This window comes from Glutamicibacter sp. AGC46, from assembly GCF_053543715.1.
Map to the genome: position 1 here is coordinate 345,468 of NZ_JBLVOJ010000009.1, position 14,414 is coordinate 359,881.

9 protein-coding genes and 1 pseudogene are annotated in these 14,414 nt (G+C 57.0%); 6 read left to right on the forward strand and 4 right to left on the reverse strand.

Going from position 1 to position 14,414, the window contains the following annotated elements; translation table 11 throughout:
* Nucleotides 1–92 precede the first annotated feature (92 nt).
* The 5 genes and pseudogenes from allB (at nt 93) to ACNPM8_RS04775 (ending at nt 4,693) form a co-directional block, all read left to right on the forward strand.
* Nucleotides 93–1,475 (forward strand): allantoinase AllB, encoded by a 1,383-nt coding sequence (gene allB, locus ACNPM8_RS04755; RefSeq protein ID WP_448939387.1) that lies wholly within the window; start codon nt 93–95, stop codon nt 1,473–1,475.
* Between the two features lie 249 nt (nt 1,476–1,724).
* Nucleotides 1,725–2,042: a hypothetical protein gene (locus ACNPM8_RS04760; protein ID WP_105656401.1), complete on the forward strand. Its 318-nt coding sequence runs from the start codon at nt 1,725–1,727 to the stop codon at nt 2,040–2,042.
* Nucleotides 2,043–2,497: 455 nt separating this feature from the next.
* Nucleotides 2,498–3,551 (forward strand): annotated as a pseudogene (locus tag ACNPM8_RS04765) (IS3 family transposase).
* Nucleotides 3,552–3,683: 132 nt separating this feature from the next.
* Complete coding sequence (locus ACNPM8_RS04770) at nt 3,684–4,124, forward strand: hypothetical protein (RefSeq protein WP_400341675.1); 441 nt, start codon at nt 3,684–3,686, stop codon at nt 4,122–4,124.
* Nucleotides 4,125–4,354: 230 nt separating this feature from the next.
* The gene (locus ACNPM8_RS04775; protein ID WP_448939388.1) at nt 4,355–4,693 is read left to right on the forward strand and encodes a hypothetical protein; all 339 of its coding nucleotides are present in this window, start codon (nt 4,355–4,357) and stop codon (nt 4,691–4,693) included.
* Between the two features lie 463 nt (nt 4,694–5,156).
* Here ACNPM8_RS04775 and ACNPM8_RS04780 read toward each other — a convergent pair whose 3' ends face one another.
* From ACNPM8_RS04780 to ACNPM8_RS04795, 4 genes are all read right to left on the reverse strand, one after another.
* Complete coding sequence (locus ACNPM8_RS04780; RefSeq protein WP_359195296.1) at nt 5,157–5,384, reverse strand: hypothetical protein; 228 nt, start codon at nt 5,382–5,384, stop codon at nt 5,157–5,159.
* Between the two features lie 162 nt (nt 5,385–5,546).
* The gene (locus ACNPM8_RS04785) at nt 5,547–6,497 is read right to left on the reverse strand and encodes a class C sortase (RefSeq protein ID WP_448939389.1); all 951 of its coding nucleotides are present in this window, start codon (nt 6,495–6,497) and stop codon (nt 5,547–5,549) included.
* A 96-nt stretch (nt 6,498–6,593) separates the two neighbouring features.
* On the reverse strand, nt 6,594–8,090 hold the full coding sequence (locus ACNPM8_RS04790) for a SpaH/EbpB family LPXTG-anchored major pilin (protein WP_359195305.1): 1,497 nt from the start codon (nt 8,088–8,090) through the stop codon (nt 6,594–6,596).
* Nucleotides 8,091–8,221: 131 nt separating this feature from the next.
* Nucleotides 8,222–10,450 carry a SpaA isopeptide-forming pilin-related protein gene (locus ACNPM8_RS04795; RefSeq protein ID WP_359195308.1) on the reverse strand — a complete coding sequence of 743 codons (2,229 nt, stop codon included), beginning with the start codon at nt 10,448–10,450 and terminating at the stop codon, nt 8,222–8,224.
* A 2,122-nt stretch (nt 10,451–12,572) separates the two neighbouring features.
* On the opposite strand from ACNPM8_RS04795, the gene ACNPM8_RS04800 reads away from it, so the two are divergent.
* Nucleotides 12,573–14,414 (forward strand): sigma-70 family RNA polymerase sigma factor (locus tag ACNPM8_RS04800; RefSeq protein WP_448939390.1); only part of this gene is annotated, 1,842 nt, incomplete at its 3' end.

A 14,414-nucleotide genomic window follows, 5' to 3' on the forward strand; every position in this document is an offset into this window, starting at 1 on the left:
AATACGGGGCCCCCCCCGCCACAACAACCTAGACTTGGCATAGAGCTGCCGAGCCCCAAGAACACCAAGCAATTAACGAGTAGGAACACCTCATGAGCATCAACGAAGCTGTTGGCCGCACATCGTCCCCCACCGCCACCGGAACAACCTATGACCTGGTGCTGCGCGGCCAGCAAGTGCTGACCGCGCAGGGCATTGGCCCGCGCGAAATCGGCGTGCGCGACGGAAAGATCGTCGCCGTGCAGGAATTGGGTGCCGGACTGGCCGCAGAGCGCGTCATCGAGGTGGCCTCCGACGAGGTCCTGCTGCCCGGACTCGTTGATACCCATGTGCACGTGAACGAGCCAGGACGCACCGAATGGGAAGGGTTCGAGTCGGCGACCAAGGCCGCCGCTGCCGGCGGGGTGACCACCATCGTGGACATGCCGCTGAACTCCATCCCGCCCACGGTGAACCTCGAAGCGCTGGAAATCAAGCGCGCGGCCGCTTCCAAGAACGCCTATGTCAACGTCGGCTTCTGGGGCGGTGCCATCCCGGGCAACAAGAAGGATCTGCGCGAGCTGCACGAAGCCGGAGTCTTCGGGTTCAAATGCTTCCTGCTGCATTCTGGAGTTGACGAGTTCCCGTCCCTGAGTGTTGGCGAGATGGAAGAGGACATGGCCGAATTGGCCTCCTTCGACTCGCTGATGATCGTGCACGCCGAGGACTCCGATATTATCGGCAACTCCCCGCAGCCGGTGGGCGGCAAGTACGCCGGCTTCCTGGACTCGCGCCCGCGTGATGCCGAGAACACCGCCATCGCGCAGGTGATCGAACGCGCCCGCACTACCGGAGTGCGCGCCCACGTGCTGCACCTGTCCAGCTCGGATGCGCTCCAGATGATCCGCGAAGCGAAGGCCGAGGGCGTGCTGCTCACCGTGGAAACCTGCCCGCACTACCTGACCTTGCTGGCCGAGGAAATCCCCGACGGCGCCACAGCCTTCAAATGCTGCCCTCCGATCCGCGAGAATGACAACCGCGAGCTGCTGTGGAAGGGCCTGGAGGAAGGCATCATCGACTGCATCGTTTCGGACCATTCCCCGTCCACCATTGACCTTAAGGATGTGGAGAACGGCGACTTCGGCGTGGCCTGGGGCGGGGTGGCGTCGCTGCAGCTGGGGCTGCCGCTGATCTGGAGCGAGGCGAAGAAGCGCGGACTGAAGCTGGAACAGGTCGTGCAGTGGATGGGCCTGAATCCCGCGAAGCTTGCCGGACTGGGCTCCAAGGGCAGCATCGAGGTAGGCAAGGACGCGGACTTCGCGGTCTTCGCTCCGGAGGACACCTTCGAGGTGGACGTCCAGAAGCTGCACCACAAGAACCCGATCTCCCCGTACCAGGGCAAGACCCTGAACGGCGTAGTCCGCCGGTCCATCATTGCCGGGACCGATGTGGATTTCCAGAATCCAACGGGTCAGCTGATCCGCCGCGAGAGCTAGGAACCGGTACCTCGCAAAGCCCCTGTCCGCAGGACGGGGGCTCTGCTGCGCCGTGGGCAATAATAGCCCCGGCGTGCTTTGGCCACCACAGATTCGCAGCGTATTCACCGGTGGTACGCAGGCTATTTCCCTGGCGCATAACAAACAGGTATCGATTGGATGTGGCGGTAAAGGATTGGGCTGCCCAGCTCATAGACTGTCAGCACTATGGGGATAGAGCAGCCGTCACTCTGAACACAGGAAATGGGTATGAACGCGATTACTGCTGCTTCGATAATGAGCAAAGAAGTCGACGATCTGGCGTTGGGCGAAGTGGTCCAGGCGTCGCTGGTCTTCGGCGCAATCCTCATGGCTGTGCTCCTTGCCTTCGGGCTCAAGACCTATGCCCATTGGCGCCGTCATGCCAACGGCACTCCAGCTGATCAGCGTCCGGCCGAGCGTGATGAGGCTCCGAGTCCAGCAAGCGGTACCCGGAAACTTCCAGCACCGCGGATTGAAGTGCTTTCGGCGCTCGGGGACCTGCGCCGGACCGGGGCCTTGAAGCGCGGTTTAGAGGACAGCAGATGAAGACAGGGATTCGGCCGGACGCAACGGGATAGTTAGTCAAAGACGAGATTGGTAGTCTCAAGCCCATGCAGGGCCGCACTTGGCTTGGCCCACGCGATAACGGGCTGGAGGTATAGCGGTGGTTGAAGCAACCCGGGTGCACCCGGCCTTGCCACGCTTCCTGCGCTGGGCAGATCCCGAATCACGTCTCTTGCTGGTGCGCGCAGCGCCCGAAACCGGACGGACCTGGTTCGCGAAATCCTGGATGGGGACCGGAGGGGTGTCGTCCATGATTTCTCGGAGCGGCCCTTCGAGGTGCTGGAAGAACTCGAGAAGATTTCCCTGCAGCTAGCCCAAGACCCGCAGCTCCATGCCGCAGTGGTGCTTGCACCCGGGCATGCGGTGTGCTGAGGGCTTGGTTGACACTTCGACCGCATGACCAAGCTTTGGTTATGCGCAAACGTGGAACAAAAACCATGCCAAGAATCTTCACCGAAGAATTCAAGAAGGCCGCAGCCGCTCTTGTCGAATCAGGGATGTCGCAGAAACAAGTCGCTGCGGATCTGGGAGTCTCAACGACAGCACTGCAAACTTGGGTCCGCGATGCCCGCTACCAATCCCACGGATTCGCCCCATCCTCCGATGCTGGCGAATGCAATGTAATGCTCCAAGCTCTCAAACGGATCCGGGAGCTCGAAATGGAGAACGAAGTGCCGCGCAAGGCTGCAGCTTACTTATCCCAGCCGCACATCCGTTGCCCAATATATTGGGCCCGTTCGTCCAAGAATTAGTCGCCAGAACAGGCAGTAAACGCATTTCTGTGGCGGTGACGCGCCGGGTCTTGGGATTCAGCACCCAGGCGTATTACAAGTGGCTGAAGAACCCCGTCTCTGAGCGGCGGGTGTGGAGGCTGTGTCGTGAGGCTGCAATCCGCTTAGTGATCAGTCAACACAAGCGCAAGCACGTTCCGGCAGGCCCTGTGGTGCATGATGACCTTAGTGCAGCGGAACTTCACCGCCGAGCGGCCCAACCAGTTGTGGTTGACCTATATCATCGAGCACCACACGAGTGAGGAAAAGCTATACCTATGCGCGATCAAAGACGTCTTCATCAACCGAATCGTTGGCTATTCAATGGATTCGCGGATTAACGCCCAACTGGCTGTCAACGCCGTGGAAATGGCAGTGGCGCACCGAGGCCATCCGTGTGGGGTCACAGTTCACAGCGACCGTGGCAGCCAATTCCGATCCAGGAAATTCACCCAGGCTCTCGAGCGTCAGGGGCTGGTTGGTTCGATGGGCAGGGTTGGGGCAGCTGGTGACAATGCGGCTATGGAGTCGTTCTTCAACATGCTGCAGAAGAACGTGTTGGACCGTCGCTGGTGGTCCTCCCGCCAGGAACTTCGTCTGGCCATTGTTGGGTACCTGGAGGGGAGGTATAACCGCAAGAGCAGGCGACGAGGTTTTGGGGAAAATGACCGCGAGCCAGTTCGAGGCTACAATGTTCGAGTCTGTCGCTCTGGCAGAATAAACCTTCGTGTCAACCAAACCCTCAGCAGACCCCGCAGCAGGGCTATTCCTCAACCTGCGAAGCCCCTGGTGGTTCCAACTTTGGGGTGACCTGCAAGCGGATGAATGGGCACACCTCATGCCCAATTCGAGGATGACCTCTCCATTCGGGCCGCGTGCGTGCCCGCTGGCCAGCTGCTGTGGCATGCCTTTCCTGATGATGCAGGAAGGCGTTTACCTGGCAGGATCAGACCCCTACTTCCACGATCCCACGGACATGAAAATCACGTATGCCAGAGTCGGCAAGATCGACAAGCTCTACGACTCCAATGGCAACTACATCGTCGCCCAGTTGACCGAAGCATTGTATTCGGAATTCGAGTTCCACGAAGCCCAAGGTCACTCCCTGCTGGTCAAAACCGGGAATGTGGTGAGAAGGGAAAACCGCTGGGCAAACCGGGTGCTACCGGCAATTCCAGCGGCATCCACGTCCACCTCCAGACCAACAACCCGAAAACCTCAGGTTTCGACCGCCCAGCAATCAACAACGGCAATACCTATGACCCGGTATCGATCCTTCGACAGCAAAAAGTGAACATCCAAAGCCCCCCAAACTCATGAGCCTCGCCCTGGTGGCGGCACGCGTTACAGAGCTGGCCGGATGCACCAGTGCGGGAACAGACGCCGAACCTATCAGTTTCCCGCCCATGACGGCTATGCGGACACCAACTGCCAGTAGCCCCTCCCTAAGCAGCGGCCCCAAGCACGGGGATGCTGTGGATGATCCCGCCAAAATCGAATTGGCCAAGCAAAGCAGCAATGTTCATGACCACCTGGAAACCGAACAAGGACTTCAACCGCACCGCAGCTGAACTGCGCGCCCGCAAGCTCATGACCAGCGAACGGGACAAAGAGGTCATCGGCTCGGAACGGCCCGCGACCGGTGTTGAATGGTTGACAGCCGCAGAAAAGAAGGCGACCAGCAAGCCCTCGGTGAAGCTGATGGCAGAGCGCCACGAGCCAGACTGTTGCGGTCACCGCCACCTGGCAATGGGTCACCAAGAACGGAGTATCCTGGGCTGGGGAGGGAATCAGACGTTCTTCTCCACTTTCACCGACACCGCACCGTACAAGGTTCACGACTACGTTTCATTGAGCAAATAAGCAGCCTGGACGGCGCTGCCGATTTGCCTCTTGGAAAAGCCAAAGCGACATGAGAACTACAGAAAGATCCTGCGGGCCCGCATTCTCGAGGTTCTATGCGTTACGACATGCACCGCTGGCAGCAAAAATGGTACGGAATCCTCCGCTTATCGTGCGGTCCAGCATGTCGGCAAACCGGAGATACGGATTTACAGCTAGGATAGTTTCGTTTGCTAGATTTTCAGATCCAACCACTGGGCGGCGAATCGTTTTTTCCCCCAAGAATAACGATTCCCAGTGGGCCCGCTGGTTTTCCCCAAAAACTTGCGGGTTGCTTTCCTTGCCGATGAGAAGACCCCGTGTGCATTGACAGCGGGGGTCTTCTCATCAAGGGACTGATGCTGGTTATGCAGCCACACACCCAAGAAGTGTTCTTCTTCAGCATTACAGGCCGTAGATTCCCAAGCAGACCATTGGCTGGCATTCAGTCTCCCAATACCAGTGTGTCATCACCATTCGGCGATTCTTCCCATGCTTCTTCGACCACCTGGATCAAATGAGTGACGGAACTAAGGATTTCCGGTGATTCCGATGGGCCCGATAACAAACCATCTCTGTATCTTTTCAGCGCTTCATACAAGGCGTAGCTGGAATCATCATCTTCCATCCGGATAGTGAGCGAGTATGGAACGAACTGTTTGTCAGAATCCATGATTCCTGCTTGATTGTCGTGTCGGAGAACTATCCGCGGCGTATTTGATTGGATGGGCGCTCAGCCGAGATACCGAAGACGTATCTCTCGTGAGAGGTTTGGCTGTTATCGGAATACTTCTAACTCTGCATGCTGTTGGAAGCCGTAAACAGCAAATGGTACTCATGTGTTTTCTTCAGCCATGCGCTTCGAGGCGCGGGTATGTCTGTTGGCCTGCGCGTAGCCAGCGCGCCAGACGAATGCAACTGCCGCTAGAAGCACAGCGCTCAGGACTACGGCCCACCACGGAAAGCCAGGTAGTTCGGATTTTTCTGCTGCGGCGAGTTCATCTGCTGGTGGAGTCGGTGTTACTCGCACTGCATTGACGAGAATCCTGTGGCTGTTCAGCCCGAGAGGAGTGCAGGTAACAAGTGTCAGCATGTCGGTATTGGCGACAGGGAGTATAGCTTCGGTTTCGTCTGGGTCAATGACCACCGTTTTTACAACTTCGTAGGTTAAAGTCTGATCGAGCACCGAAACAGTTAGGCGGTCTCCGATCTGTGCCCGATCCAGATGGGTGAATAGCGTAGATTCCGGTAGTCCGCGGTGCGCTGTCAATACAGAACGGGTTTCATTTCCACCGACCGGCAGCGAAGTTCCCTCCAGATGGCCAATGCCGCGTTGCAGTGTTTCGTCACTTGTGCCGTGGTAAATAGGAAGGTCAATGTCGAGAGATTCATATCGAAGGCGCCCCATGAACCCGTTGCCGGTGGTGTCCAGCATTGAATCGTAGTCCAACTTTTCTTCAGCGACGTTGATGTCACTGCTGGCGATGTTCTCATTGGCCCGGTATACCGCGCCACTAGCTAAGGCGTCATTGTACTCATGGGCGCGGCTAATCTGTTCTGCCCGATATGTTGCGTCATTGGTCGGAGCTTCTCGCATCTCGTTGAGCGCCATCTCAGTCACGCGGGACTGCTCGCGCTGCGAGAACCATGACGCCGTGCGAGGATACATGAAAGTCATGACTCCTGCGAGGATCAGGATGGCCGCGAGGCTCTCCAGCCAGGGCAGCTTCCAACTCCGATGGCGCCCGCTGTGCGGTGCGTGACGCCTAAGTCTCGATGTACTCACTAGTTTTCCTCATAGGTGGTGAAATAGATTTGGCGGCGGCACATGAATGCACCGCCGCCAAATTCTGGGCCTTTATACGTTCAGGCCAGCTGGAGCTTAGGCATCCTGCTTGTTGTTACGGCGACGGGCTGCGAGGAGGAGTCCTCCGCCTGCCGCAACGATTACCAGTCCGCCTACGGTCAGCAGGATCGTGCCCTGAGCACCGGTCATCGGAAGATCTGGACCTTCAGTCTTGGCGTTCACCACGGTCATCGAATTGACATTGTTCTCACCCGGGGTGATGGTGACAGGATTGTCGATTGGCGTTGCGGTGTGGCCAGCTGGAACCACAGTTTCATAAACGCAGTAGTCCTTGGATGGGGCAGGCGCCGCTGGACCGTTGTCAACGTTGGTGATCCAAAGGCCCAGAGGGCTGCTGGCTGGGGTGGTGTGGCTCCACTGCACAAGACCGTTGGCATCGGAGGTGCCGGTGGCCACGGTGCCATTAGCTGGAGCTTCTGCCGGGCAGGTCTCACCGGTGAGGTTGAAGACCTGGAACTCAGCGCCTGCCAGCTTTAGCGCGTTGGGCTTGGAATCATCGGTCTTCAGAATCGAGAGTTGTCCCCAATAGGTGTAAGGAACTTGTTCGCCTGGAACCGTGGTGCCGTTGAAGGTGCTCTTGTAATCGTCGTTCGGGATAGCCCCGTTGCCGACAGAAAGCACGGTGGTGTCGAAGCTAAGAGCGATGCTTTCGCCCATATTCGCATCGAGCACTGCGCGGCCAGCTGCGGTGAAGGTCCACACGGCGTTTCCAGTGACGTTGTAGTGGGTTCCTTGAACAAGTGGCGTACCGCCGACCGTGGCAACTGTCGAGTCAGCTACGTAGCGCAGGCGGGAATCGAGGGCGTCGCGAACGATGGCTTCAGTGAACTTCTCGCCATTGTTAAGGGTAGGTACTGGAACGTTCAGCGTCCAGGTCACATCGCTGCCTACGGTCAGTTCGGACTGTGCAGGATCGATGGTCTTGGTTGGTTCATCCAGGATCTGGTTCTTCGGGTCGGCTACTACGTTGTAGTTCCAGCCGCTGCCTTCGGCACCTTCAGAGGTAGGGATCGAAACATAGAAGTCCGGGACCTTGGAGACGATGTTGTTTTGGCCTGGGTCAGTTTCGCGAACGAAGTAGACACCTAAGTCCAAGTTGAAAACAGTAGAGCCATCCACTGTCGACTGGGCAACATCGGTACCTGAAATCAAGCAGTACGGCGCGGAAGGAGCAGCTGGTGCTGAGTTGAACAATCCGTTCAAGCCGTTCCAGTCGGTAGCCGCAGACAGATCGATTGGATCACATGAATTCCCTGCGTTGAGCTTACCGACCTGCTGCACGGTGAATTCAACCCCATCAAGCAAGTTTTCGGGGTCAGGAGTTTCCCCAGTACCAACGGGTGAACCCGAATACTTGTTCACCGTCAGGGTGCCGCTAGACGGAGCGCCCGGCTGGTCGGGACCCACAGCTGCAAAGGCAGGTGAACCAAGAAGCAGCAGCCCGCTAGCTGCGATCGAGATGGCTCCAATGGCGGCGGTTGCGCGCCTTAGGAGCGGATTCTTAACGGTCATTGTTTTTCCGTTTTCCTTTCGTTCCCTCACCGCGCATCGGGTTCGGGTGGACTGATGAATTGTTCTTCGAGTGGATTCGAGATGAGGGATTAGTGTGCGCATGATGCGGGTTTTACAAGGAGGTATTGATGTTATGAAACCCCCTGACGGCGTTTGCGCAGACGGATAAGCCCTGCACCAACAAGACCCGCGGCCAGGATCCCGCCACCGAGCATGCTGTAGAAATCACTGCCTAGCCCGCCAGTCAGTGGTATTGCCGGGCCCTCGCGCCGGGTGTTCTCAATTGGGCCGAGGTCGAGAGTCAGGGTATCGGCAGATACTTCAAACACGAGTGGGTTTTCGAGTGGGTAATAGCCAGCTGGTGCTTTGGTTTCTTCCAACTGGTATTCTCCCCATGGCAATTCAGGTATCTTGAAGCCGCCTGCCCGCGGATCACGGTCTGCACCGGTGCACGAAGAAGCTTCCTGCGCGGTGCAGTCCTGGATTGCTAGCCCCTGCCCGCCATTGAAATTCGATGGCCCGGTGAGCGTCCACTGCGATCCGGAGAGGGCCTTGCCGGCCTCGTCGATCTTTTCCCAGAGAACTGCTCCGCTCTTGGGCTTATTGGTGAAGGTGCATTCAGCAACGTCACCTGGTTTAAGACCTGTCAGGACTGAAGCCGCTGAAGAGAGGCTTTTTTCTGCTTTGGCTCCGCCGGCACTAGTCACCGAGCACACACCGCTGACGAAGTCGTACCCGGTCTGCATGGTCTCGCTGATAGTCACGTTGGCAGTGGCCGTAGGATTGTTCGGAAAATTAATAGCCCATGGTGTCGCGACCTCGCCATCGGCACCAGTCAGCGCGGTTGCCGGGGTGCTGATGCTGGTTCCAGAACTGCTTCCGGCTGCCAGGGTGGCGCCTACGGTCCAGTTGTTGGCTGGTTTAGGGTTCTGTCCCTTGAAATCCTGAAGGTGCTTTCCGATTGATACGCTTGCCGGTTTCAAGCTGTTGACGAACGTGCAGTCAACTACGTCCCCGGGAACGATTCCAGCTGCAGGGTTGTTATCCGGACCGGTCAAAGTGATAGTCGTTTTGGTTCCGTCAAGCTTGGTCACGTCGCATTTTCCGCTAGCGAATTTGTAACCGTCCTGCATGACTTCGCGTACTTTCAGGTCAGCTCTGTGGGTGCTTGCACCGAATTGGAAACGCCATGAGGACGTTCCTTCCGCATTCGTCTGCTGCGTAGTTGCTGATGGGCTAGAAGATACGGAGCCGGTTACAGATTGCGCAGCAGCGCCTACAGTCCAGTTCCTTCCTGGCTGAGGGTTCTCACCTTTTGAGTCGGTGACTTGCTTGTGGACGTTCACTTGCGCGATGAGCGGTGAATTGTAGAACCGGCATTCCACTGCTTGGCCGCTGGAAGGAATCGTGATTTTTCCTGCAGTACCTGTGCCTTGAACGGTTTGAACGCCATCGACCAGACAACGGTAGCTAGAGGCGTAGTTGCTTAGGGTTGTGGTTCCTGCGGCGGTTTCCGCGAAATGCAGTTCGACATTGCGTACAGTCGGCAGGGGACCAACACGCTCGGGCTGCTGCCCATTAGCGTTGCCAGTAGTTGTTGCCGTGCCGATGACAGTGCCGCTAGCGCTTCCCTGGCGTAGGGACAAACCGAATTGATCACCTGATGCTACACGTCCACCTTCAACAAACTTCTCAATGGTGATGGTCGGCGGTGATCCGCATGATGCGAGGTCCGTACTTCCGCCGAAATTCGTGCTCACGACGGTTTTCGGATTGCTCCAGCCGGGCATGTCATAGGATTGCACAATATCGCCCGAGCTAAGATATCCTTTGCCGTCGGCGTCGAAGGCCACACCGTTGACGTTGGTCGTGGTGTTATTAACCGTGTTACTGACTGACGAAGTGATAATTCCGCCATTCGCAGACGCCAGATTAGCTGCCGTCACAGAGTATATGGTCGCAGTGCTTCCGGAGCCACGGACAACGAAGAGGTTTCCGTTCGCATCGAAACCCATGTCGCCGTTCGCCGCAGCGGTGGATCCAGTATCTGTAGCGATCCGCCCTTTGTAAGAGATCGCATTTGTCGCAGGATTGTATTCCCATAGCTGGAATGACCGTGTGCTATTGCCGGTAGGGGTGTAGCCGCCGATGTAATAGCGACCGGTGCCCAGATCGACTGCTCCTGCAACGAATACTGCCGAACGATTCAGCGTGCTGGAGTTTACCGCAGCGCCGGTGGTGGACCAGGAACCTGTGTTGACGTCGAAACGGTAAACCGTGGCACCTAGCGTGTCCGTGCTGCGGTGGTAAGCGAATACTGTGGATCCGCCGGCACCGATTCCTAGGCCGTTCATCTGCATGTTTGCCTGGTTGACAGCACTGCCCAGGTTTGAAACAGCTCCACCTGGTGCGACGGCACGGATTTGTCCAGCAGAGGTCAGCCCGTAGACATATCCGGGACCACAGATTGGGGAATAGGTTGCCGCAGCTCTAAGAGCTCTGGACTCCACTACGGAAGCACCCGACTCTTTGGCTGTTGGTTCCGAAGAACTTGGCTCTGGCTCAGGGTCAGTGGTTGACTCGACCGACTTCGAGCTGGAGGGGGACGGCGCTGGTGTTTCCGAAGGATTGTTCAGGAGAGCCGAGGGGAGCGATTCGTCGGTTATACCGGACGACTCTTCCAAGGAGGAGCCCGATGGCTGCGCAGATTCGGAAACTTCAGGGCCGGCAGTGGACGCTGGACTCTGGGATGCCATTACTGAAAGTTCGCCAGTGTCGGAAGTGGTGCTGGACAATGGCGTGGCAAATGCGGCCCCGGAGTGCTGAAAACTTAGGCTTCCGATTGCAACGAGAGCTACGCAGAAAATGAGCCAGTTCCGAGCTCTTCGGTGCTGAAGAACATCCCGGCCTTGGGAGTTTCTTGGCGCTGGCAGGCCGCTAGGCAACTTGGTTCTGCCGTTACTTTTGCGAGTGCGACGATTCTCGTAGTGCTTGCCCAGCATTTATCGTTCCCCAACTGATGAAAGGCGTGGGGAAGAATGTCACTAGGAAAAGGAAACAAAACCAGAGAGAACTCGCATTAAGCGTTTAACGAAAAATCCCCAAGGTAATAAATCCAGGCCCCCACACCTGAATGTATGATTCGGGATCAACCTACCAAGGAGTTGATGAATAGTCATCTTTGGACATAGTAACATTTCGTAATAAAGTTTGCTCTCATGCATTTCGATGGGCGCATTCGGGGCCGCTATCCTAGGCCCGACCAAGGGCGTCGATGAGTTGTCCGGTGTCCAATTTGGCATAGCCTCCGCCCACGTCGGATTAACTGGTGGATGGACGTTCTCGCAGCTATTTCTACTTCCTGAGAGGGGCATCCTTCCGAAAACTGGCAAGCATTTCGGTGTGGAAAGAGGGTGGGCTTGATACCAGGCTTGTCGAGCTGGTTAGTGAAGTCGTTCGGCGCTAAGTGCGCGATGGCATCAACGTCACCGAGCTGATGTTTCCCAGTTGCGCGTTCGGCGATGACGACTTGGAGAATTTCGCGAAGTTCAGCGAGTGCCCTGATTGGCCGAGGTCGGCTGACGGAACGATCGATTCTATGTCAGATTAAATCTACCTATAGCGGTCAAACCCGGTCACCTCCATCATGAAGAAAGTGGCTGGAACTCTGGACGAAGCCGGTCCGGTGCTCACCATGGATGTGCGATCACCTGCCAACGAAGATCCGAGGGGGACGTCCTGATCCCGGCCAGGATTACGGGCAGCTTCTGAACGTTGTTGACCGCCTGAACATCTGGAATTTTCGGGGCATCGCATCGTCCAATCGCGTTTCGACAGACGAATTGGTGTAGCGGTACATGAAGCAGGAACCTGAAAATTATTCCTTGGAAATCGGGCGTTGGGAAGGCGCAGGCTCCATGCACAGCAGATCCGTGAGCAAGGAACTGCGAAATGCCGAGGGCCATTCGTTGCTGCATGTCTCCGCTACCCCACTTCGTTGATGGACGACAGCGTAGGGTCCGCATTGGAGGGAGCTTCGAGCCAATTTCCTGCTACTCGCCAGGATGCGGACCAGCCGTGGAATCTATACGAACTCCGGCTCGAAGAAAAAATTCCAAAATTAATACGGATTCTTGCGTCATGATTCCCTTTTCCGCGTATCTAAGTGGTGTAGGCGCTGAACTGGGCAACAAGGAATTATGAGGTTTCGAGACGTCCAGTTGTCTTATGGGGAAGGTGCTGACGGGTGGGCGAGTTGCAAATTTGGGGGATGGAACTCGCCCACCTTTCGGGATTTTCAGGTCCATTTCACAGATATATTGGAAAAATCCTGATATGTTCTAGAGGATGAAAGTGGCGCCCAAACTCGGGCGGCATCGTCGACGGGGCGCAGGTTGCCGTTAGTCGGCCCCAGGGGTTGGGGAATCTTTGGGGGGCGGCTGCGAGCACCTGCCTTGTCGCACGAAACGTTATGGGGACGTAGTGACAATTGATTCTGGGGCACGCTTTACTGAAGTCGGCGATGCAGATTTAATTCGTGGTGTTAGGACAGGAAGCCGCGAAGCCCAGGACCACCTGTATCGACGGCACAAGCAAGTGGCGCTGAATGTAGCGTTCAGGCATACGAACTCTCCTTCCGACGCCGAGGATGTTGTCTCTGAAGCTTTCTTGCGGGTCTTCCGCATCATCGAGCGTGGGGCAGGGCCGGATGAGTTCTTCCGCGCCTATTTAATGACTGCGGTATCCCGTGAAGCTTTTTCCAGGAATAAGTCGGCCACGAAGCAAATTGCTGTCGAGGATGTCCAGGAATTCCTTCCAGGCGATGCACACGCGGACAAAGCGATGGAACGCCATGAATCCAACTTTGCTATCGCTGCGTTCAATGCCTTGACCGAACGCTGGAAGACGGTGCTGTGGCTCACCGAAGTAGAGGAACTGCCGCCGAGAGACGTCGCGCCAATTCTAGGAATGACACCCAACGCGGTTTCAGCATTGGCGGTACGGGCGCGCGAGGGATTGCGTGAAGCCTACTTGGCCGCGCACATGAATGGTCAGTCTGGGGTGCCTGCAAATTGCGCCGACATTCGAGAGCATTTGCCTGCCTTTATCCGAGGTACGTTGGGGATCCGGAACGAGCGTGATGTCAAAGAGCATTTGAAATCGTGCCCGAACTGCGCAGTAGTGTTCGGGGAATTGAACGAAATCGGTGCCACGTTGCGCGCTTATGTCCTTCCTCTGTTTGTTGGCGGGATAACTGCGCTGGGGATTCCTGCCTCGGGAGGTATTGCTGGAATGGGATTTTCAGCTGCCTCAGCAACGGTGTCTGCGGGAGCTACTGCTGGTACAGCATCCGCTGATGCATCGGGCGCCGGATTGAGCATAACGGGAGGAAGCAGCCTGGCCGTCACTTTGGGCATTGGGTTGGTGAGCGTCGCCGTAACCGCGTCCGCTATCGGCCTGATACCGAAACTGATTGTTCAGGAGGAAAGGGAACGGGCCGCACCGTCCAGCGCGGACCAGACCCAGCCGCAGGTGCAAGGTGTTGAAGCCCCGATAGCTGGGGCCCAGCCACCCGTCGTAATGAGCCGTGCCATGTTCTTACGAGACATGATTGGGCAAATTGTTCCTGATGCGAAGGACGATCCAGCAATCACAAACCAAGTGGAGTCGCCATTCAGTAATCTATTTGTCCCGCTGACACATGTGCCAGCGGCTATGCCGTCGCCTGAAGACATCTCTGAATCTACTTTTGATTCGACTCCGGAACCGACTCCTGAACCGACGGTTGAGCCGACTCCGGAACTGACGGTGGAGCCTACGGTTGAGCAGACTCCGGAACCGACTCCTGAACCGACGGTTGAGCCGACTCCGGAACTGACGGTGGAGCCTACGGTTGAGCAGACTCCGGAACCGACTCCTGAACCGACGGTTGAGCCGACTCCGGAACTGACGGTGGAGCCTACGGTTGAGCAGACTCCGGAACCGACTCCTGAACCGACGGTTGAGCCGACTCCGGAACTGACGGTGGAGCCTACGGTTGAGCAGACTCCGGAACCGACTCCTGAACCGACGGTTGAGCCGACTCCGGAACTGACGGTGGAGCCTACGGTTGAGCAGACTCCGGAACCGACTCCTGAACCGACGGTTGAGCCGACTCCGGAACTGACGGTGGAGCCTACGGTTGAGCAGACTCCGGAACCGACTCCTGACCCGACGGTTGAGCCGACTCCGGAACTGACGGTGGAGCCTACGGTTGAGCAGACTCCGGAACCGACTCCTGAACCGACGGTTGAGCCGACTCCGGAACTGACGGTGGAGCCTACG